The sequence below is a fragment of the Pseudomonas sp. FBF18 genome, assembly GCF_024261405.1.
GTDB lineage: Bacteria > Pseudomonadota > Gammaproteobacteria > Pseudomonadales > Pseudomonadaceae > Aquipseudomonas > Aquipseudomonas palmensis.
Window position 1 is genome coordinate 239,308 of the sequence record NZ_QKRS01000005.1, and the last position, 20,842, is coordinate 260,149.

A 20,842-nucleotide genomic window follows, 5' to 3' on the forward strand; every position below is an offset into this window, starting at 1 on the left:
GATCAACAATGAAAGACCAGGACCCCTCTCAAAACGGCCCGGCTGATCAAGCCGAAAGCGCCGATGCCGCACTGAAGCATATCGTCGACGGCTTTTTGCATTTTCATCATGAAGTCTTCCCGCAACAGGAAGAGCTCTTCAAGAAACTCGCCACTGCGCAGAAGCCGCGGGCGATGTTCATTACCTGCGCCGACTCGCGCATCGTGCCCGAACTGATTACCCACAGCTCCCCTGGCGACCTGTTCGTGACCCGCAATGTGGGTAACGTGGTGCCGCCCTACGGGCAGATGAACGGTGGTGTATCCACGGCCATCGAATACGCGGTGATGGCCCTGGGTGTGCAGCACATCATCGTGTGCGGGCATTCCGATTGCGGGGCCATGCGTGCCGTGCTCAACCCGCAGAGCCTGGAGAAGATGCCCACGGTCAAGGCCTGGTTGCGGCATGCCGAGGTGGCGCGCACGGTGGTGGAAGACAATTGCCATTGCCACAACGAACACGAAAGCATGCAGGTGCTGACCAAGGAAAACGTCATCGCGCAGTTGCAGCACCTGCGTACCCACCCTTCGGTCGCCTCGCGCCTGGCGGCCGGCCAGTTGTATATCCACGGCTGGATCTACGACATCGAAACCAGCGAAATCACCGCCTATGACGCGGTAAGCGACCGCTTCCTGCCCCTGCAGAGCGGCCAGCCGATTCCCTGCGCCACCCCGCGCGGGCGCTACTAGCCACACCTCATTCGCAACAGGGTGACTGAAGGCTGCACGTTCGCGTGCAGCCCAGGTAGTCGGCTGCCTTGAATTTCCATGAATGCCTTGCTGGCCTGCCGGCGGCTTGCGGCTGCCCGCGTGGCGGCGTTACTGCGGCGTGCGGGCCAGCGGAATGGCCCGGCGTGATCGATAGAGGGAGAATCAAGGTGAACATGACGCAATTGAAAGCGGCCCTGCCGCGTGAACTGCTGGCTTCGGTGGTGGTGTTTCTGGTGGCGCTGCCGCTGTGCATGGGCATTGCCATCGCTTCCGGCATGCCCCCGGCCAAGGGTCTGATCACCGGCATCGTCGGTGGCCTGGTGGTGGGGTTCATCGCCGGCTCGCCATTGCAGGTCAGCGGCCCGGCGGCGGGCCTGGCGGTGCTGGTGTTCGAGCTGGTACGCCAGCATGGCATGGCCATGCTCGGGCCGATCCTGCTGCTGGCGGGCCTGCTGCAACTGCTGGCAGGGTGCCTGCGCCTGGGCTGCTGGTTCCGGGTCACGGCGCCGGCGGTGGTGTACGGCATGCTCGCCGGTATCGGCGTGCTGATCGTACTGTCGCAGGCGCATGTGATGTTCGACGCCAGCCCGCAGCCTTCCGGGCTGGCCAACCTGACGGCGTTCCCGCAGACCGTACTGCAGGCGCTGACCCCGGAAGGCCCCGGCAATGCCTGGCAAGCGGGTGCGTTGGGCCTGGGCACCATCGCGATCATGTGGGGCTGGGAGCGCCTGCGCCCGCAGCGTCTGCGCTTCGTGCCGGGGGCCTTGCTCGGGGTGGCGCTGATGACCCTGCTGAGCCTGTGGCTGGCGTTGCCGGTGAACCGCGTGGTGGTGCCCGCCAACCTGGCCGAGGCCATCGACTGGCTACGCCCCGCCGACCTGCTGCAACTGGCCAACCCGCACCTGCTGGTGGCGGCGCTCGCCCTGGCATTCATCGCCAGTGCCGAGACGCTGCTGTCGGCGGCGGCGGTGGACCGCATGCACAGTGGCCAGCGTTCGGACTTCGACCGTGAACTGTCGGCCCAGGGGGTGGGCAACATGCTCTGTGGCGTGCTGGGGGCGTTGCCGATGACGGGGGTGATCGTACGCAGTTCGGCCAACGTGCAGGCCGGTGCGCAGACGCGGCTGTCGGCTATTCTGCATGGGGCATGGCTGCTGGCGTTCGTGGTGGTGCTGAGCAGTGTGCTGCAGCAGATCCCGGTGGCGAGCCTGGCAGGTGTACTGGTGTACACCGGCTTCAAGCTGGTGGACTTCAAGGCGTTCCGCGGGTTGGGGCGCTATGGGCGCATGCCGATGTTCACCTACGCGGCGACCGCACTGGCGATCATCTTCACCGACCTGTTGACCGGCGTACTGCTGGGTTTCGCCCTGACTTTGCTCAAGCTTGCGCTGAAGGCGGCGCGGTTGAAGATCAGCGTCAGCCACTTGGATACGCCGGGGCACCTGGAGCTTCGCTTGAGCGGTGCGGCGACGTTTCTCAAGGTCCCGGCACTCGCCCGGGCGCTGGATAACGTACCGGTATGTACCACGTTGCATGTACCGCTGGCCCAACTCAGCTATATCGACCACGCGTGTCTCGAGCTGCTGGAGGACTGGGGCCGGGCGAATGCGGGCAATGGATCGGTGCTGGTGATCGAGCCGCGCGGGTTGAAGCGGCGCACCGAGGGGCGGGCGCGCATGGCGGCAGGGCTTGGCGCCTGAACGATTCGCCAGCAACGCTGGCTCCTACACGGGGTGTAATCCTGTAGGAGCCAGCATTGCTGGCGAAGGCTGCGCCGCCGAGCCGGTCAGGCCGACTGATCCAGCTCCAGCCCCACGCCCAGCTGGCGCGACAGGCACGGCCAGCGCTTCCACGCCGCGCCGGTGTCCGGGCTGCTCAGCTTGTCTCGGTAGGCCTCCACCGATTCGAGCGCGAAGCTTTCGTCGTTGAGCATTTCGTCCACCGAGTGGTGCACCACCTCATCCAGCTGGTTGGCGAATGCCTCGCCGATCAGCTGATGCGCGATCAGGTTGGCCACGGTGGTATCCAGTGGGATCAGTGGCTGCTTGAAATGCTTGATGTACAGGTCGTTCACTTCCTCCACCAGGCGGTGCGCCAGGTAGGCCTCATCCAGCAGGCAGCCCAGGCCGACCTGGCCTTGCATGATCGCCGGCGGCTGCAGGAAATAGGCTTCGGCAATTTTCAGTACCGGTTTGATCTGCGACTCGATGCCCGCCTCGCGCGCCACCGCATTGGCGGCCTCCAGCAATTCGGGTACCTGGTCGATGTACGCGTCGACAAACCCCACAAGCGCCGCATGCGGGTCTTGCTCAGGCAGGTTGATCGAGGGATGCAGGTGGGGCAGTTGCACTTCAAGTTGCTTTTTCAACTGGCCGGTTTGGACCTCATGTTGACGGGCACGGGTGATCTGCTCGCGCAAAGCGGCGATGTTCATGACAACTCCAGGGACAAGGGAAACACACGGATGACATAAGGTAGCTCGGTTCGAAAAAGAGTTAAGACGGATTTGTCATAAACGATGTGCGTTTATGTCGCTGTAAGGCATATCAAATGGCCATCAACCCCCTCTCGGCGATTTTTTGCGCGGTTTGGGCGGCTGTCTATACTCCGCTTTGAAAGTGATTGGTTGATGAGGCCCGCCTGCTGTCCAGCAGGGGCTCGCCGTCGAAGTTCGCCGTCTTGACGCCGTACCCTTAGCCGTAGGCCCTGCCTCCGGGATAACAAGAATCATAAGGGGAACCCGCAATGATGCGACATCCACATGCCTGGATGGGCCTGCTGTTGTGGTCACTGTTCACGCCGGCACACGCCGCCTGGACCGTGAATATGGCGCCGGGGGCGACTGAAGTCAGCAACGCCGTGTTCGACCTGCACATGACCATCTTCTGGATCTGCGTGGTGATCGGCATCGTGGTGTTCGGCGCGATGTTCTGGTCGATGATGGTGCACCGTCGCTCCACCGGCCAGCAGCCGGCGCATTTTCATGAGCACACCTGGGTCGAGATCATGTGGACGGTGGTGCCGTTCCTGATCCTGGTGGCCATGGCCATCCCCGCCACCAAGACCCTGGTGGACATCTACGATGCCAGCGAGTCGGACGTGGATATCCAGGTCACCGGCTACCAGTGGAAGTGGCACTACAAGTACCTGGGCCAGGACGTGGAGTTCTTCAGCAACCTGGCCACCCCCGCCGATCAGATCCACAACAAGGCACCCAAGGACGAGCACTACCTGCTGGAGGTCGATCAGCCGCTGGTGATCCCGGTGGGTGCCAAGGTGCGCTTTCTGGTGACTGCCGCCGACGTCATCCATTCCTGGTGGGTGCCGGCGTTCGCGGTCAAGCGCGATGCCATCCCCGGTTTCGTCAACGAGGCCTGGACCCGTGTCGAGAAGCCGGGCATCTACCGCGGCCAGTGCACCGAACTGTGCGGCAAGGACCACGGCTTCATGCCGGTGGTGGTGGAGGTCAAGTCCAGGGCCGACTACGACACCTGGCTGGCCGAACGCAAGGCCGAGTCGGCCAAGCTCAAGGAGCTGACCAGCAAGGAGTGGACCCTGCAGGAGCTCAGCGAGCGCGGCGACAAGGTCTACCACACCACCTGCGTGGCCTGTCACCAGGCCGAAGGCCAGGGCCTGCCGCCGATGTTCCCGGCGCTCAAGGGTTCGAAGATCGCCACCGGCCCGATCAAGGATCACCTGAACATCGTCTTCCACGGCAAGGCCGGCACGGCCATGGCGGCGTTCGGCAAGCAGCTCTCGGAAGTGGATATCGCCGCCGTGATCACCTACGAGCGCAACGCCTGGGGCAACAACAAGGGCGACATGGTCACGCCGAAGGATGTGCTGGCGCTCAAGCAGGCCGACAGCCAATGAACCGGGGAGACAGGACATGAGTACAGTCATCGACGACCACGGTCATGCCGCCCATGACCACGCCCACGGCCCGGCCAAGGGCCTGATGCGCTGGGTGCTGACCACCAACCACAAGGACATCGGCACGATGTACCTGTGGTTCGCCTTCGCCATGTTCCTGCTCGGCGGCTCGTTCGCCATGGTGATCCGCGCCGAGCTGTTCCAGCCCGGCCTGCAGATCGTGGAGCCGGCATTCTTCAACCAGATGACCACCATGCACGGCCTGATCATGGTGTTCGGTGCGGTGATGCCGGCCTTCGTCGGCCTGGCCAACTGGATGATCCCGCTGATGATCGGCGCGCCGGACATGGCCCTGCCGCGCATGAACAACTTCAGCTTCTGGCTGCTGCCGGCAGCGTTCCTGCTGCTGGTATCGACCCTGTTCAGCCCCGGCGGCGGGCCGAATTTCGGCTGGACCTTCTATGCCCCGCTGTCGACCACCTACGCACCGGCCAGCGTGACCTTCTTCATCTTCGCCATCCACCTGATGGGCATCAGCTCGATCATGGGCGCGATCAACGTGATCGCCACCATCCTCAACCTGCGCGCCCCCGGCATGACCCTGATGAAGATGCCGCTGTTCGTCTGGACCTGGCTGATCACCGCGTTCCTGTTGATCGCGGTGATGCCGGTGCTGGCCGGGGTGGTGACCATGATGCTGATGGACATCCATTTCGGCACCAGCTTCTTCAGCGCCGCCGGTGGTGGCGACCCGGTACTGTTCCAGCACGTGTTCTGGTTCTTCGGTCACCCCGAGGTGTACATCATGATCCTGCCAGCGTTCGGCGCGGTCAGCTCGATCATCCCGGCGTTCTCGCGCAAGCCGCTGTTCGGCTACACCTCGATGGTCTACGCCACCGGGGCCATCGCCTTCCTGTCGTTCATCGTGTGGGCGCACCACATGTTCGTGGTCGGCATCCCGGTGGTGGGCGAGCTGTTCTTCATGTACGCCACCATGCTCATCGCGGTGCCCACCGGGGTGAAGGTGTTCAACTGGGTGAGCACCATGTGGGAAGGTTCGCTGACCTTCGAGACGCCGATGCTGTTCGCCATCGCCTTCGTCATCCTGTTCACCATCGGCGGTTTTTCGGGGTTGATGCTGGCCATCGCCCCGGCCGACTTCCAGTACCACGACACCTACTTCGTGGTGGCGCACTTCCACTACGTGCTGGTGCCGGGGGCGATCTTCGGCATCTTCGCCTCCGCCTACTACTGGCTGCCCAAGTGGACCGGGCACATGTACGACGAAACCCTCGGCAAGCTGCACTTCTGGCTGTCGTTCATCGGCATGAACATGGCGTTCTTCCCGATGCACTTCGTTGGCCTGGCGGGCATGCCGCGCCGGGTGCCGGACTACAACCTGCAGTTCGCCGACTTCAACATGGTGTCGTCGATCGGCGCGTTCACCTTCGGCGTCACGCAGATCTTCTTCCTGTTCATCGTGATCAAGTGCATCCGTGGCGGCAAGCCGGCCCCGGCCAAGCCATGGGATGGCGCCGAAGGGCTGGAATGGTCGGTGCCCTCGCCCGCGCCCTACCACACCTTCCAGACCCCGCCGGAAGTGAAATGAGGGTGCTGCCATGAACGAGCGCACGTCGCTGCGGCGACTGGTGACGCGGCTGATGTTGCTGACCGTGGTGATGTTCGCCTTCGGCTTTGCCCTGGTGCCGATCTACGACGTGATGTGCAAGGCCTTCGGCATCAACGGCAAGACCGGCGGGCAGTACGCAGGCAGCCAGGTCAGCGACCCCACGCGCTCGGTGAAGGTGCAGTTCCTGTCGACCAATGCCAGCGACATGGTCTGGGACTTCTACTCCACCGCCGACCAGATCGACGTCAACCCGGGCGCGGTGAACCAGATGATCTTCGTGGCGCGCAACCCCACCGACAAGCCGATGACCGCCCAGGCCATCCCCAGCATCAGCCCGGCGGAGGCAGCCGCATACTTTCACAAGACCGAATGCTTCTGCTTCAGCCAGCAGGTGCTGCAGCCGGGTGAGCGCATCGAGATGCCGGTGCGCTTCATCGTCGACCGCGACCTGCCCAAGGATGTGAAACACCTGACGCTTGCCTACACGCTGTTCGATATCACCGCTCGCCAGCCGCCGGTGGCCCACGTGGCCACCCAGACCGTACAGAGCGCCCGATAAGGAGAACGATCCATGGCTGCTCATCAGCACTACTACGTACCGGCGCAGAGCAAGTGGCCGATCATCGCCACCCTCGGCATGCTGATCACGGTGTTCGGCCTGGGCACCTGGTTCAACGACATGAAGGCCGGCCACGAGGACTCCCATGGCCCGCTGATCTTCTTCGTCGGCGCACTGTGCCTGGCCTACATGCTGTTCGGCTGGTTCGGCGCGGTGATCAAGGAAAGCCGCGCCGGGCTCTACAGCCCGCAGCTGGACCGCTCGTTCCGCTGGGGCATGTCGTGGTTCATCTTTTCGGAGGTGATGTTCTTCGTGGCCTTCTTCGGTGCGCTGTTCTACGTGCGCCACCTGGCAGGCCCGGCGCTGGGTGGGGAAGGTGCCAAGGGCGTGGCGCACATGCTATGGCCGAACTTCCAGTTCGCCTGGCCGCTGCTGCATACCCCCGACCCCAAGCTGTTCCCGCCGCCCAGCGATGTGATCGACCCGTGGCACCTGCCGCTGATCAACACCATTCTGCTGGTCAGCTCCAGCGTGACCATCACCATCGCCCACCATGCCCTGCGCAAGGATCACCGCGGTGCGCTGAAATTCTGGCTGGCGCTGACCATCGTGCTGGGCGTGGCGTTTCTCATCCTGCAGGCCTACGAGTACCACGAGGCCTACACCGAACTGGGCCTGACCCTGCATTCGGGGATCTACGGCGCCACCTTCTTCATGCTCACCGGGTTCCACGGGGCCCACGTGACCATGGGCACGATCATCCTGTTCGTGATGCTGATGCGCATCCTGCGCGGGCATTTCAGCGCCGACAAGCACTTCGGATTCGAGGCGGCCAGCTGGTACTGGCACTTCGTTGATGTGGTGTGGGTGGGGTTGTTCATCTTCGTGTATGTGCTGTAGCCGCGCCTAGAACGGCGCGTGGGACACCAGTTGGCCGCTGTAGAAACCCCAGGCGACCAGCGCCAGGGTGATGGCGGCCAGGCTGACACGGATTTTCAGGGCGGTGAGCAGGCGGGTCGAGTTGTCATCGTCCTTGACCAGAAAGAACAGGCCGCTGAACAGGCTGATCACGGTCGCCAGCAGCATCAGGACAATCGCGGCTTTGAGCATGGCGGTACTCCGGGGGATGCGATGACTACAACAAGTATAGCGACAGCCGTTGCGGGGCCCCGATGAGGCCGTTCCGCCCCGGCCGGGTGCCGACCCTGGTGGTGATGTTGCTGCTGCCGGGGCTGATTGCGCTGGGCTGCTGGCAGCTGGGGCGCGCCGCCGAAAAGCGCGAGTTGCTGGCCACCTATGCAGAGCGCCGGGTGGCAGCGCCCCTGGCCAGCGAGCAGCTGGCGCAGGCGAGCGACCCGGCCTATCGCCGGGTGCACCTGTATGGCCGTTTCGACCGCACCCACAGTGTGCTGCTCGACAACCGCCTGCGCGACGGCCAGGCCGGGGTCGAGCTGCTGCAACCCTTTCACGACCAGGCCAGCGGCCTGTGGCTGCTGGTCAATCGCGGCTGGCTGCCCTGGCCCGACCGGCGTGTGGCGGTGCAGTTCAGCACCCCCGAGACACCGCTTGCCCTGCAGGCCTGGGTATATGTGGCGCCGGGCAGCACCTTCCAGTTGCACGCCGACCCGCAAGGGGGCCGCTGGCCGCACCTGCTCACGGCGGTGGATGCCGCGCAGCTGTGGCCGCAGCTGGGCCGCGAGGGCTTTGCCCATGAACTGCGCCTGGAACCGGGCCCGGCCAGCTACCGGCTGGACTGGCCGGTGGTGGCGATGGGCCCCGAGAAGCACCTGGGCTACGCCGTGCAATGGTTTGCCCTGGCTGCGGCGCTGGTTGCGCTGTACCTCTATTTCGGCTGGCACAACGACAAGGAGAACCACCATGGGCGCCGTCATGCATCCATCCGGCACGTCTGAAGTGCCGCGCCGTCGTTGGCGCGGGCGGTTGCAGCTGATTCTGATCCTGCTGGTGGTGGTGGGGCCGATGATGCTCGCCACCGGCATGTACAAGCTGCAGTTCTGGGTGCCGGAAAGCCGCAGCTACCACGGCGAACTGATCGGCAACGGCCAGGGCCGCGCCGAGCTGGGGGTCGCGACCGACGAGGCGCGCTGGCAACTGCTGGTCAGCACCCCTGGTGACTGTGACGCAGACTGCCAGCAACTGGTGTACCTGGCGCGCCAGGTACAGATCGGCCTTGGCCGCGACGCCGCCCGTGCCAGCCACGCGCTGGCCGCCGGGCAACCGTTGAGCGAGGCGTATCAGGCCAGGCTTGCGCGCGAGTACCCGCAACTGCAGCGCTATGCGCTGGAGCTGGCGCAGTACAGCAGGGCCGCCGGGAGCCTGAAGGGCGCGCAGCTGTGGATCGTCGACCCCCACGGCAACCTGGTGTTGCGCTACGACGCACGTGTCAAGGGCAAGGACCTGCTCAACGACCTGCGCCATCTGCTCAAGCTGTCCAACATCGGCTAGGAGGCACGCACCATGGCCAGACCCGGATACCGCCTCGCCGTGTTCGCCACCTTCCTCGCGCTGGTGGTGGTGCTGCTGGGGGCCTATACCCGCCTGACCCACGCCGGCCTGGGCTGCCCCGACTGGCCGGGCTGCTACGGCTTCATCAGCGTGCCCAAGACCGAGGCGCAACTGGCACATGCCGAACGCCACTACCCGGACACGCCGGTCGAGGCCCACAAGGGCCGCAACGAGATGGTGCACCGTTATTTTGCCGGCACCCTGGCGCTGGTGATCGCCATGCTGGCGGTGCAGGCGCTGCGTCGGCATGGGCACAACGGCCAGCCGTACCGCCTGCCGCTGCTGCTGTTGGCGGTGGTGTTCTTCCAGGCCGCGTTCGGCATGTGGACGGTCACCCTCAAGCTGTGGCCGCAGGTGGTCACGGCGCACTTGCTGGGCGGCTTTGCCACCCTGAGCCTGCTGTTTCTGCTGAGCCTGCGCCTGTCGCGCGCGTTCATGCCCCTGCCCGGCCTGCCGCTGCGGCTAAGGCGCCTGGCGGCACTGGCGTTGCTGCTGGTGATCGGGCAAGTCGCCCTGGGCGGCTGGGTGAGCGCCAACTATGCCGCGGTGGCCTGCGTCGACCTGCCGACCTGTCACGGCCAGTGGTGGCCCGAGGCGGATTTTGCCAACGGCTTTCACCTCACCCAGCACATCGGCCCCAACTACCTGGGCGGACAGCTCGACAGCGAGGCGCGTACCGCCATCCATATCACCCACCGCCTGGGGGCGCTGCTGGTCACGCTGGTGTTGCTGACCCTGGCCTGGCAGCTGCACGCTATCGGCCTGCGGCGCCTGGCCAGGCTGGTGCTGCTGGCGCTGGCGGTGCAGGTGGGGCTGGGCATCAGCAATGTGGCGTTCGGGCTGCCGCTGGCGGTGGCGGTGGCGCACAACGCCGGTGGCGCGGCGCTGCTGCTGACGCTGGTGCTGGTCAACTACCGCACGCGCCTGGCCACGCAGCCCAAGGCGCGCAGGGTCAGCCAGGGCTGGCGCCTGACGCCGCTGCGCCCGGTGGGCGTGGTGCATTATCTGGGAGAGAACCCATGGCAACGCTTCTGAACCCCGCGCGCCAGCAGGCGCTGTGGCGCGACTACCTGGAGCTGACCAAGCCCAAGGTGGTGGTGCTGATGCTCATCACCTCGCTGGTGGGGATGTTCCTGGCCACCCGCGCGGGCGTGCCATGGACGGTGCTGGTGTTCGGCAACCTGGGCATCGGCCTGTGTGCGGGCGCAGCGGCGGCGGTCAACCATGTGGTGGACCGGCGCATCGACGCACTGATGGCGCGCACCCACAAGCGGCCGCTGGCCGAGGGGCGCGTCGCACCGCTGGCGGCGCTGGCGTTCGCCTTGCTGCTGGCGGTGCTGGGCATGGTGCTGCTGCTGAGCTTCACCAACGCACTGACCGCCTGGCTGACCCTGGCCTCGCTGCTGGGCTATGCGGTGCTCTACACCGGCTTTCTCAAGCGGGCCACGCCGCAGAACATCGTGATCGGCGGGCTGGCCGGGGCGGCGCCGCCGCTGCTGGGCTGGGTGGCGGTGACCGGGCATGTGGGCGCCGAGCCCCTGTTGCTGGTGCTGATCATCTTCGCCTGGACCCCGCCGCACTTCTGGGCCCTGGCCATCCATCGCAAGGAGGAGTACGCCAAGGCCGATATCCCGATGCTGCCGGTGACCCACGGCGAGCACTACACCAAGCTGCACATTCTGCTGTACACCGCCGCCCTGCTGGCGGTGAGCCTGTTGCCTTACGTGATCCACATGAGCGGGCCGCTGTACCTGGCCTGCGCCGTGGTGCTGGGCGGGCGCTTCCTGCACTGGGCCTGGGTGTTGTACCGTGGCAGTCGGCCGCACGCGGCGATCAGGACCTTCAAGTACTCTATCGCGTACCTGTTCCTGCTGTTCATCGCGCTGCTTGTTGACCATTACCTACTGTTGAACCTATGACTCGAACCCAGAAAACCGTTTTCATCCTCGTTGCCCTGGTCGCACTGATTCTCGGGCTTACCATCAACAAGGTGCTGAGCAATCGCAGCCAGGGCGACCCCACGGCGCTGATCGATGCCGGGATCATCCTGCTGCCGCAGAGCCGCCAGGTGCCGGCGCTGCAGATGACCGACGAGAACGGCCAGCCGGTGGTGCTGGACCAGCTCAAGGGCAAGTGGTCGCTGCTGTTCTTCGGCTACACCTTCTGCCCGGACATCTGCCCGACCACGCTGGCGCAACTGCGGCAGGTCAAGAGCGAGCTGCCCAAGGAGGCGGTGGACCGTCTGCAGGTGGTGCTGGTGAGCGTCGACCCGAACCGGGATACACCGGCGCAGTTGAAGACGTACCTGGGCTACTTCGACAAGGATTTTCGCGGGGTGACGGGGTCGCTGGAGGATACGCAGAAGCTGGCCAATGCGGTGAGCATCCCGTTCATTCCGGCCGATACCAGCAAGCCGAACTACACGGTCGATCACAGTGGCAACCTGGCGCTGCTCGGGCCGGATGGTACCCAGCGCGGGTTCATTCGGGCGCCGTTCAACAACCAGAAGCTGGTGGCGCAGTTGCCGGGGCTGGTCAAGCGCGACTGAAAGCTTCGCGGGTCAAGCCCGCTCCCACAGGTACAACCCTGGTTTCAAGGGCGGTGGAGAACTTGTGGGAGCGGGCTTGACCCGCGATGGGCTGCGTAGCAGCCCTTGGCATTTCTGAATCAGAACGCTGGCTTGACCGCGCCCTTGTACTTCTCTTCGATGAACTTCTTCACTTCAGGCGTGTGCAGGGCTGCTACCAGCTTCTTCACCGCGTCCGAATCCTTGTTGTCCTCGCGGGTCACCAGGATGTTCACATAAGGCGAATCGCTGCCTTCGATGACCAGGGCGTCCTTTTCAGGGTTGAGCTTGGCTTCCAGCGCATAGTTGGTGTTGATCAGCGCCAGGTCGACCTGGGTCAGCACGCGCGGAATGGTGGCAGCTTCCAGCTCACGGAATTTCAGGCCCTTGTCGTTGCCGGTGATGTCCTTCACGGTCGACAGGATGTTGGTGTTGTCCTTGAGCTTGATCACGCCAGCCTTGTCCAGCAGCAGCAAGGCACGGCCGCCGTTGGTGGCGTCGTTGGGGATGACCACGGTGGCGCCCGATGGCAGTTCGTCGAGCTTCTTGAGCTTGTTCGAATAGGCGCCCAGCGGCTCCAGGTGCACGCCGGCAACGCTGACCAGGTGAGTGCCCTTGGCCTTGTTGAACTCGTCCAGGTACGGCTGGTGCTGGAAGAAGTTGGCATCCAGGCGCTTCTCGGCCACCTGCACGTTGGGCTGGACGTAGTCGGTGAACACCTTCACCTTCAGGTCCACGCCTTCCTTGGCCAGCGCCGGTTTGACGAACTCGAGGATCTCGGCGTGCGGTACCGGGGTGGCGGCAACGGTCAGGGTCTCGGCCGCGTGGGCAGAGAAGGCCGCGACGGCGGCAACAGCAGCAAGCAGTCTTTTCATCTAATCGCTCCTTGTGAGGGCCGTTCCGGCCCCCGGCGCGTCGGCGTGGCCGACCCTTGGTTACTTACGGGAAAAATGCACAACCAGTTTGTCGCCGACACTCTGCAGAACTTGAACCAGCACCAGCAGCAGTACCACGGTGACTACCATCACGTCGGTCTGAAAGCGCTGGTAGCCGAAGCGGATGGCCAGGTCACCCAGCCCGCCGGCACCCACCACACCCGCCATCGCGGTGTACGACACCAGGGTGATGGCCGTCACGGTGATGGCTGCGAAGATGCCCGGCCGCGCTTCGGGCAGCAGGGCGTTCATGATGATCTGGCGCGTGGTGGCCCCCATCGACTGGGTGGCCTCGATGATGCCGCGGTCGACCTCGCGCAGGGCGGTTTCCACCAGTCGCGCGAAGAACGGCGTGGCACCGACCACCAGTGGCGGGATGGCCCCGGCCACGCCCAGCGAGGTGCCGGTGATGAGCACGGTGAACGGGATCATCACGATCAGCAGGATGATGAACGGCAGCGAACGCAGCACGTTGACCACCAGCGACAGCAGCGCATACACGCGCTTTTCTTCGAACAGCTGGCGCGGGCCGCACAGAAACAGCAGCACGCCCAGTGGCAGGCCCAGCAGTACGGTGAACAGCAGCGAGCCGAACAGCATGATCATGGTATCGATCGTGGCCAGCCAGATTTCGGCCCAGTCGATGTTGGCAAAGAAACTCAGGGCGTCCATCAGCGCAGTACCTCCATATGAACATCTGCCGCAATGAAGCGGGCAAATGCCGCCTCGATGTCGCCACCGGTGATGGCCAGGGTCAGTTGACCGTAGGGGGTGTCCTTGATGCGGTCGATACGCCCGGCGAGGATGCTGTAGTCCACCCCGGTTTCACGGGCCACGGTGCCCAGCAGCGGCGCATAGGTGGCGTCGCCCTGGAAGGTCAGGCGCACGATGCGCCCCGGTACATGGGCAAAATCGTCGCGCTGTTCGCTTTCGTCGACCTGCTCGTCTTCCTGCACGAAACGCTTGGTGGTCGGGTGCTTGGGGTGCAGGAACACCTGCGCCACCGGGCCCTGTTCGACGATCTGCCCGGCGTCCATCACTGCCACCTGGTCGCACACGCGGCGGATCACGTCCATCTCGTGGGTGATGAGTACGATGGTCAGCTTCAGCTCGCGGTTGATCTCGGCCAGCAATTGCAGCACCGAGGCGGTGGTTTGCGGGTCCAGGGCGCTGGTGGCCTCGTCGCACAGCAGGATCTTGGGCTTGGTGGCCAGGGCGCGGGCGATGCCGACGCGCTGCTTCTGGCCGCCGGACAGCTGTGCCGGGTACTTCCTGGCATGCTCGCTCAGCCCTACCCGGGCCAGCAGCTCGCCGACGCGCTGATCGATCTCGGCGCGTGACATGCGCCCGGCCAGGGTCAGCGGCAGCGCCACGTTGTCGGCCACGGTCTTGGAGGCCAGCAGGTTGAAGTGCTGGAAGATCATCCCGACCTGCTGGCGGAAGCGGCGCAGGTCGTTGGCGTTGAACGCCGTGACGTCTTCGCCGTCGACGATGATCTTGCCGCCGCTGGGGGCCTCGAGGCGGTTGATCAGGCGCAGAAGGGTACTTTTGCCGGCACCGGAATGGCCGATCAGACCGAACACCTGGCCGTCTTCGACGCGCAGGCTGGTCGGGTGCAGTGCGGGGATGTCCCTACCGGCGACGCGGTAGGTTTTATGGACTTGTTGAAACTCGATCACGTAGCGAACCTTGTGGGGCGCATGAAATAGGGTCAGCTGTTAGCCGGGGGCGCATTTTAGCCTGTTCGTATATAGGTTCTTAGCATTTATTTCGTGTTTGACCAACGCTTGAGGAATAACGCGATCAGTGGTTGCTCGCTGGTCATTCGAAAGGAACGCCCGGCACTCCTGTCAGTCACTACCTGAAGAGCCCCATCCAGGGGCCCCGCGTACGATGATGAGGAGTTGCAGACCCATGCCCAGCAAGAAGAATGCGCCCCAGGAAAGTCAACTCGCCGGCGCCCAGACGCCCGACAAGGCCAACACCAACGCCAAGCTGCAGAGCCTGGAGCCGTTTCGCAGCGATGCCACCGGCCAGGCGCTGCGCACCAACCAGGGGGTCAAGGTTGCCGACAACCAGAACACCCTCAAGGCCGGTGACCGCGGCCCCTCGCTGCTTGAAGACTTCATCATGCGCGAGAAGATCACGCATTTCGACCATGAGCGCATTCCCGAGCGCATCGTGCATGCCCGCGGCACCGGCGCCCATGGCTACTTCCAGGCTTACGAGTCGCATGCCGCACTGACCAAGGCCGGCTTCTTGCAGGACCCGGACAAGATCACCCCGGTGTTCGTGCGCTTCTCCACCGTGCAGGGGCCGCGTGGCTCGGGTGACACGGTGCGCGACGTGCGCGGCTTTGCCGTCAAGTTCTTTACCGATGAGGGCAACTTCGACCTGGTTGGCAACAACATGCCGGTGTTCTTCATTCAGGACGCGATCAAGTTTCCCGACTTCGTGCATGCGGTCAAACCCGAACCGCACAACGAGATCCCCACCGGCGGTTCGGCCCACGACACCTTCTGGGACTTCGTCTCGCTGGTGCCCGAGTCGGCGCACATGGTGATCTGGGCGATGTCCGACCGCGCGATACCGAAAAGCCTGCGCACCATGCAGGGCTTTGGCGTGCACACCTTCCGCCTGATCAACGCCGAAGGCGTGGCCAGTTTCGTCAAGTTCCACTGGAAGCCCAAGCAGGGTGTGCATTCGCTGCTGTGGGACGAGGCGCAGAAGCTGGCGGGCAAGGACACTGACTATCACCGCCGCGACCTGTGGGAAGCGATCGAGACCGGCAACTACCCGGAATGGGAACTGGGCGTGCAGATCGTGCCCGAGGCCGACGAGCATAAGTTCGAGTTCGACCTGCTCGACCCGACCAAGATCATCCCAGAAGAGCTGGTACCGGTGACGCCGCTTGGCAAGATGGTGCTCAACCGCAACCCGGACAACTTCTTTGCCGAAATTGAGCAGGTGGCGTTCTGCCCCGGTCATATCGTGCCGGGCATCGACTTTTCCAACGACCCGCTGCTGCAGGGCCGGCTGTTCTCCTACACCGACACGCAGATCAGCCGCCTGGGTGGCCCGAACTTCCACGAGATCCCGATCAACCGGCCCGTGGCACCCAACCACAACGGCCAGCGCGATGCCCAGCACCGTACCACCGTGCACAAGGGCCGGGCGTCCTACGAGCCCAACTCCATCGATGGCGGCTGGCCGAAGGAAACCCCGCCGGCGGCGCAGGATGGCGGCTTCGAGACCTACCCCGAGCGCATCGAGGCGCACAAGGTGCGCCAGCGCAGCCCCTCGTTCGGCGATCACTTCTCCCAGGCGCGGCTGTTCTTCCAGAGCATGAGCCCGACCGAGCAGGAGCACATCATCAGTGCCTACAGCTTCGAGCTGGGCAAGGTGGAGCGCGAGCATATCCGTGCCCGCGAGGTGAACGAGATTCTTGCCAACATCGACCTCAAGCTGGCGGCGCGGGTAGCGCAGAACCTTGGCCTGCCGGCGCCCAAGGCCGGCACCGTGGACGTCAAGCCACAGTCGCTCAAGGCTTCGCCGGCGCTGAGCCAGATGAACCTGCTGGGCGAAGGCATCAAGGGGCGCAAGGTGGCGATTCTGGTGGCCGATGGCGTGGATGCCACGCTGGTGGACCCGCTGGTGAAGGCGTTGCAGGCCGAGAGCGCCCAGGGCGTGCTGCTGGGACCGACCTCGGCGCCGGTGAAGACCGCTGCCGGCAAGACCCTGGCGGTGGATGCCTCGATGGAAGGCATGCCGTCGGTGGTGTTCGATGCGGTATGGATCGCCGGTGGCAAGGCCAGCCTGCAGGCTCTGAGCGGCGATGGCGTGGCGCTGCACTTCGTGCTGGAGGCCTACAAGCACCTCAAGCCGCTGGGTACCGACAGCGATGCCAAGGCCGTGCTCGACAAGCTGGGCCTCAAGGCGGATGAAGGCATGGTGGTGGGCAGCGATCAGAAGGCCTACAAGGCGTTGATCGCGGCGATTGCCAAGCACCGGGTGTGGTCGCGGGAAGCGGCCGCCAAGGCCATTCCGGCGTAGTCAAAAAGGCCGGCTCCTGCAGGAGCCGGCCTTGCCGGCGAAGAAGGCACCGCCGACATCACTCGGCGCGCCGCGGCGTAAGCACCACCTGCGCCGGCTGGTTGCGATGAATCTCGTGGGCCTGCTGCAAGGCGAAGCTCGCATCGCGCTTGCTTACCCGCTTGGCCAGCAAGGTCTGTAGCCACGGCGCGTCATCACGGCGCGGCACCTGGAACACCACGTCACACTGGTAATTCACCACATCGGTGGCGATGTCATCCAGTTGTCGGCGAAGTTCTTCTATTTTCGTGATTTTCAACGCCACTACGGTGCTCGGCGCCGTGGGGTCGATGACTTTTGCCGGCGGCTTGGCTTCCGCCGCCTTGAGCGCGGCCTCGGCCTTGTCCAGCTCGGCCTTGCGCGCCTGGGTGATGGCGCCATTTACGCCGCCGGTCAGCGCCGGGGCCTTGGGCATCAGCGCACGAGCACGTGCCAGTGCGGTGGCTGCGGCATTCACATCGCCCTTCTGCAGCACGATCTGGCTGCGTTGCAGGTAGGCTTCGGCCAGCTGGCGCTGCATGGGTTCGAGGCGTGCATCGTCTGGCGACTGGGCCTGCAAGGTGGCCAGCTGGTCTTCGGCGGTGGCCAGCTCGCTGCTGGCGATGTTCTGCTCCAGCAGCTGCCAGGCATCGGGCTGCGCGGGCGGCGGCGGGTCGACCGGCGCGCTGGAACAGGCGGCCAGCAACACGGAAAACGCGGCAAGGAGCAGATAACGGGAGGCGAACGGCTTCATTCCTGCGACTCTCTATTTGCGCAAAAAGCGAGCAAGTCTACACCCAGCGCGCTGGCGCGAAAATAACTCTTCAGGATGTAGCGGCGATTAAAATGTCGCAGGGCGCGACCCTGTCGGCCGCACCCTGCCCATGGGGCTGCGCGCTCAGCGCCGGGGCAGCGCCAGGCTCACCAAGAATAGCACTGCCGCACACACCACGATGGATGGGCCGGCCGGGGTGTCCTTGAACCACGACAGGGCCAGCCCGCCACACACCGCCACTACGCCGATCAGGCTGGCGCCCAGGGCCATCTGTTCCGGCGAGCGCGCATGCCGCTGTGCGGCTGCGGCGGGGATGATCAGCAGCGAGGTGATCAGCAGCACGCCGACGATCTTCATCGCCACCGCGATCACCACCGCAATCAGCAGCATCAACGCCAGGCGCAGCGCAGCCACCGGCAGGCCTTCGACCCGGGCCAGTTCCTCGTGCACGGTCACCGCCAGCAGCGGGCGCCACAGCGCCACGATCAGCAACAGGACCAGCGCACTGCCGCCCAGGATCCACGCCAAGTCGCCCGGGCTGATCGCCAGCAGGTCGCCGAACAGGTAGGCCATCAGGTCGATGCGCACATCGTGCATGAAGCTCAGCACCACCAGGCCCAGCGACAGCGTGCTCGGCGCGAGAATCCCCAGCAGGGTGTCGGAGGCCAGCGGCTGGCGCTGCTGCAGGGTTACCAGCAACAGCGCCAGCATCAGGCAGCCGACGGTCACCGCCAGCGTCGGGCTGACGTCCAGCACGAAGCCCAGGGCCACGCCCAGCAGCGCCGCGTGGGACAGCGTGTCGCCGAAATACGCCATGCGCCGCCACACCACGAACGAGCCCAGCGGGCCCGCCACCAGCGCCAGGGCCAGGCCTGCAAGCAGGGCATACAACAGAAAATCAGCCATGCTTGCAGTGGTCTCCGTGCACATGCCCGCCAGGGGTCGGGGTGACCACCGACCCGTGCAGGTCGTGGGCGTGGTCGTGATGATGGTGGTAGATCGCCAGGCTTGGCGCGTTGTTGCCGAACAGCTCGACGAAGGCCGGGTCGCCGCTGACCTGCTCCGGGTGGCCCGAGCAGCACACGTGGCGGTTGAGGCACACCACCTGATCGGTGGTGCTCATCACCAGGTGCAGGTCGTGGGAAACCATCAGCACGCCGCAGCCGTAGCGGTCGCGCAGGCGCGTGATCAGGCTGTAGAGCTCGGCCTGACCGGCCACGTCGACGCCCTGTACCGGCTCGTCGAGCACCAGCAGTTCTGGCTTGCGCAGCAGCGCGCGGGCCAGCAGCACCCGCTGCATCTCGCCGCCGGACACGGTCTGGATGGGGCTGTCGATGACGTGTTCGGCGCCCACTTCGTTGAGGGCCGCCAGTGCTGTCTTGCGGTCCACGCCCGGCACCAGGCGCAGAAAGCGCAGTACCGACAGCGGCAAGGTGGCGTCCACCTGGATCTTCTGCGGCATGTAGCCGATGCGCAGTCGCGGCTTGCGCCATACGCTGCCGGTATGCGGCGCCAGCAGGCCGAGTACGGCGCGCACCAGGGTGGTCTTGCCGGCGCCGTTGGGGCCGATCAGGGTCACGATCTGCCCGGGCTCCACGCACAGGTCGATGCTGTCGAGCACGGCCTGGCCGCCGAAGGTGACGCCCACCTGCTCGAGGCGGATCAACGCGTTGCTCATCAGGCGCTCCGGCAGGTGCCGCACAGACCGACCACTTCGACGGTCTGGGTCTCGACACTGAAACCCACATCATTGGCGCTGGCCACGATGGCGTCGCTGATGGAGGCTTGCTCCAGTTCGATTGCCACGTGGCATTGGCGGCAGATCAGGAACTGGCCCTGGTGGGCATGCTCGGGGTGGCTGCAGCCCATGAAGGCATTGAGCGACGCGATGCGGTGCACCAGGCTGTTTTCCAGCAGGAAATCCAGTGCGCGGTACACGGTGGGCGGTGCGGCGCGGCGGCCGTCCTGCTCGCTGAGCACGGCAAGGATGTCGTAGGCGCCCAGCGGCTTGTGGCTTTGCCATACCAGCTCCAGCACGCGGCGGCGCAGGGCGGTCAGGCGCAGGCCCTGACGCGCGCACAGCGCATCGGCCTCGGCCAGCGCGCTGTGCACGCAGTGGGAGTGGTCGTGGGGACGGTTGGCCAGCGGGGTATTGGGCATGGGCAGCGACGGTTCTGTTGAGAGACGTTATTATGTTACCCGTTCCTGCCCCGATGAGTGCCTATCGTGTCCCGATTTTTTGCCCTTTTTGTCGCTTTTGTCACAAGCAGCCTGTTGATGACCCCGGCGCAGGCCGAGGTTCAGGTGCTGACCAGCATCAAGCCGCTGCAGCTGATCGCCGCCGCGGTGCAGGACGGTGTCGGTACGCCGGATGTGCTGCTGCCACCGGGCGCTTCGCCGCACCATTACGCCTTGCGCCCTTCCGATGTGCGCAAGGTGGGCCAGGTGGACTTGCTGTACTGGATCGGCCCGGACATGGAGGGTTTTCTGCCCCGTGTGCTGGGTAGCCGCAGCAAGCCGACGGTGGCGGTGCAGAACCTGCCGGGCCTGACCTTGCGCCATTTTGGCGAGGACAGCCATTCACACGCGCAAGACGCCGACGAGCATGACCATGACCACCGCCCAGGCAGCCTGGATGCGCACCTGTGGTTGTCGTCGGTGAACGCGCGGGTGATTGCGGCGAAGATGGCGGCTGACCTGGGCGCGGCCGATCCGCAGAACCAGGCGCGCTACACCGCCAACGCCAAGGCATTCGGCGAGCGCCTGGATGCACTGGATGCGCGGCTCAAGGCGCGGGTGAGCGCTGTTGCGGGCAAGCCATACTTTGTCTTCCATGAAGCCTTCGATTACTTCGAGGCGGCCTACGGGCTCAAGCACACCGGCGTGTTCAGTGTGGCGGCGGAGGTGCAGCCGGGCGCGCAGCACGTGGCCGCGATGCGCAAGCGCCTGCAGGAAGTGGGCAAGACCTGTGTATTCAGCGAGCCGCCGCTGCGCCCGCGGCTGGCCGAGACGCTGACAGCGGGGTTGCCGGTGACGCTGGCCGAGCTGGATGCGCTGGGCGGCACGATGCCAGCGGATGCCAATGGCTATGAGCGGTTGCTAGAGAACCTGGGCAATGGATTGGCGGGGTGCCTGGAAAAGCTCTGACCCACCGATCT

22 protein-coding genes are annotated in these 20,842 nt (G+C 65.0%); 13 read left to right on the plus strand and 9 right to left on the minus strand.

Translation table 11 applies throughout. The annotated features are described in order from the left end of the window. The first annotated feature begins 8 nt into the window (after positions 1 to 8). Positions 9 to 728, plus strand: a complete 720-nt coding sequence (locus tag DN387_RS10895) for a carbonic anhydrase (protein ID WP_043862274.1) — start codon at positions 9 to 11, stop codon at positions 726 to 728. A 194-nt stretch (positions 729 to 922) separates the two neighbouring features. Then, entirely contained in the window at positions 923 to 2,449 is a 1,527-nt protein-coding gene (locus DN387_RS10900; RefSeq protein ID WP_177332986.1) for a SulP family inorganic anion transporter, read from the plus strand. An 86-nt stretch (positions 2,450 to 2,535) separates the two neighbouring features. Here the strand turns inward: DN387_RS10900 and DN387_RS10905 are convergent, their stop codons facing one another. Further along, the gene (locus tag DN387_RS10905) at positions 2,536 to 3,183 is read right to left on the minus strand and encodes a hypothetical protein (protein WP_054916034.1); all 648 of its coding nucleotides are present in this window, start codon (positions 3,181 to 3,183) and stop codon (positions 2,536 to 2,538) included. 311 nt (positions 3,184 to 3,494) lie between these two features. On the opposite strand from DN387_RS10905, the gene coxB reads away from it, so the two are divergent. Genes coxB through DN387_RS10925 form a run of 4 tightly spaced genes read left to right on the plus strand, consistent with a single transcriptional unit; the run spans position 3,495 to position 7,711 of the window. Continuing rightward, positions 3,495 to 4,622, plus strand: coding sequence for a cytochrome c oxidase subunit II (coxB, locus tag DN387_RS10910; protein WP_043862277.1), 1,128 nt, complete (start codon positions 3,495 to 3,497; stop codon positions 4,620 to 4,622). A gap of 16 nt (positions 4,623 to 4,638) precedes the next feature. Then, entirely contained in the window at positions 4,639 to 6,231 is a 1,593-nt protein-coding gene (gene ctaD, locus DN387_RS10915; RefSeq protein WP_054916033.1) for a cytochrome c oxidase subunit I, read from the plus strand. A gap of 10 nt (positions 6,232 to 6,241) precedes the next feature. Beyond that, the gene (locus DN387_RS10920; protein ID WP_043862279.1) at positions 6,242 to 6,811 is read left to right on the plus strand and encodes a cytochrome c oxidase assembly protein; all 570 of its coding nucleotides are present in this window, start codon (positions 6,242 to 6,244) and stop codon (positions 6,809 to 6,811) included. A 12-nt stretch (positions 6,812 to 6,823) separates the two neighbouring features. Next, entirely contained in the window at positions 6,824 to 7,711 is an 888-nt protein-coding gene (locus DN387_RS10925; RefSeq protein ID WP_043862280.1) for a cytochrome c oxidase subunit 3, read from the plus strand. Positions 7,712 to 7,717: 6 nt separating this feature from the next. Here the strand turns inward: DN387_RS10925 and DN387_RS10930 are convergent, their stop codons facing one another. Beyond that, entirely contained in the window at positions 7,718 to 7,921 is a 204-nt protein-coding gene (locus DN387_RS10930) for a twin transmembrane helix small protein (protein ID WP_043862281.1), read from the minus strand. Between the two features lie 62 nt (positions 7,922 to 7,983). Here DN387_RS10930 and DN387_RS10935 point away from each other — a divergent pair, with 62 nt between their 5' ends. Genes DN387_RS10935 through DN387_RS10955 form a run of 5 tightly spaced genes read left to right on the plus strand, consistent with a single transcriptional unit; the run spans position 7,984 to position 11,885 of the window. Next, entirely contained in the window at positions 7,984 to 8,724 is a 741-nt protein-coding gene (locus DN387_RS10935; protein ID WP_054916032.1) for an SURF1 family protein, read from the plus strand. Further along, entirely contained in the window at positions 8,690 to 9,277 is a 588-nt protein-coding gene (locus DN387_RS10940) for a hypothetical protein (protein WP_054916031.1), read from the plus strand. The genes DN387_RS10935 and DN387_RS10940 overlap by 35 nt, the downstream gene beginning before the upstream one ends. Positions 9,278 to 9,289: 12 nt before the next feature. Then, complete coding sequence (locus DN387_RS10945; protein WP_054916030.1) at positions 9,290 to 10,372, plus strand: heme A synthase; 1,083 nt, start codon at positions 9,290 to 9,292, stop codon at positions 10,370 to 10,372. Next, entirely contained in the window at positions 10,357 to 11,256 is a 900-nt protein-coding gene (cyoE, locus tag DN387_RS10950) for a heme o synthase (protein WP_043862285.1), read from the plus strand. Before DN387_RS10945 ends, cyoE begins: the two co-directional genes overlap by 16 nt. Beyond that, positions 11,253 to 11,885, plus strand: a complete 633-nt coding sequence (locus tag DN387_RS10955) for an SCO family protein (RefSeq protein ID WP_043862286.1) — start codon at positions 11,253 to 11,255, stop codon at positions 11,883 to 11,885. Before cyoE ends, DN387_RS10955 begins: the two co-directional genes overlap by 4 nt. A 119-nt stretch (positions 11,886 to 12,004) precedes the next feature. Here DN387_RS10955 and DN387_RS10960 read toward each other — a convergent pair whose 3' ends face one another. Genes DN387_RS10960 through DN387_RS10970 form a run of 3 tightly spaced genes read right to left on the minus strand, consistent with a single transcriptional unit; the run spans position 12,005 to position 14,517 of the window. Further along, positions 12,005 to 12,778: a MetQ/NlpA family ABC transporter substrate-binding protein gene (locus DN387_RS10960; protein ID WP_043862287.1), complete on the minus strand. Its 774-nt coding sequence runs from the start codon at positions 12,776 to 12,778 to the stop codon at positions 12,005 to 12,007. A gap of 60 nt (positions 12,779 to 12,838) precedes the next feature. After that, a complete protein-coding gene (locus DN387_RS10965; protein WP_043862288.1) occupies positions 12,839 to 13,510 on the minus strand; it encodes a methionine ABC transporter permease in 672 nt (223 codons plus the stop codon). Continuing rightward, positions 13,510 to 14,517, minus strand: a complete 1,008-nt coding sequence (locus tag DN387_RS10970; RefSeq protein WP_054916029.1) for a methionine ABC transporter ATP-binding protein — start codon at positions 14,515 to 14,517, stop codon at positions 13,510 to 13,512. Before DN387_RS10970 ends, DN387_RS10965 begins: the two co-directional genes overlap by 1 nt. A 217-nt stretch (positions 14,518 to 14,734) precedes the next feature. On the opposite strand from DN387_RS10970, the gene katE reads away from it, so the two are divergent. Continuing rightward, a complete protein-coding gene (gene katE / locus DN387_RS10975) occupies positions 14,735 to 16,891 on the plus strand; it encodes a catalase HPII (RefSeq protein WP_078481310.1) in 2,157 nt (718 codons plus the stop codon). Positions 16,892 to 16,949: 58 nt separating this feature from the next. Here katE and DN387_RS10980 read toward each other — a convergent pair whose 3' ends face one another. From DN387_RS10980 to zur, 4 genes are all read right to left on the minus strand, one after another. Next, a complete protein-coding gene (locus DN387_RS10980) occupies positions 16,950 to 17,663 on the minus strand; it encodes a PA5502 family lipoprotein (protein ID WP_043862291.1) in 714 nt (237 codons plus the stop codon). 144 nt (positions 17,664 to 17,807) lie between these two features. Then, positions 17,808 to 18,590, minus strand: coding sequence for a zinc ABC transporter permease subunit ZnuB (gene znuB / locus DN387_RS10985; RefSeq protein ID WP_054916028.1), 783 nt, complete (start codon positions 18,588 to 18,590; stop codon positions 17,808 to 17,810). Further along, positions 18,583 to 19,362, minus strand: coding sequence for a zinc ABC transporter ATP-binding protein ZnuC (gene znuC / locus DN387_RS10990; protein WP_054916027.1), 780 nt, complete (start codon positions 19,360 to 19,362; stop codon positions 18,583 to 18,585). The genes znuB and znuC overlap by 8 nt, the downstream gene beginning before the upstream one ends. Beyond that, positions 19,362 to 19,844, minus strand: a complete 483-nt coding sequence (zur, locus tag DN387_RS10995) for a zinc uptake transcriptional repressor Zur (protein WP_043862294.1) — start codon at positions 19,842 to 19,844, stop codon at positions 19,362 to 19,364. Before zur ends, znuC begins: the two co-directional genes overlap by 1 nt. 66 nt (positions 19,845 to 19,910) lie before the next feature. On the opposite strand from zur, the gene DN387_RS11000 reads away from it, so the two are divergent. Beyond that, positions 19,911 to 20,831 (plus strand): zinc ABC transporter substrate-binding protein, encoded by a 921-nt coding sequence (locus DN387_RS11000; RefSeq protein ID WP_054916026.1) that lies wholly within the window; start codon positions 19,911 to 19,913, stop codon positions 20,829 to 20,831. Positions 20,832 to 20,842 lie beyond the last annotated feature (11 nt).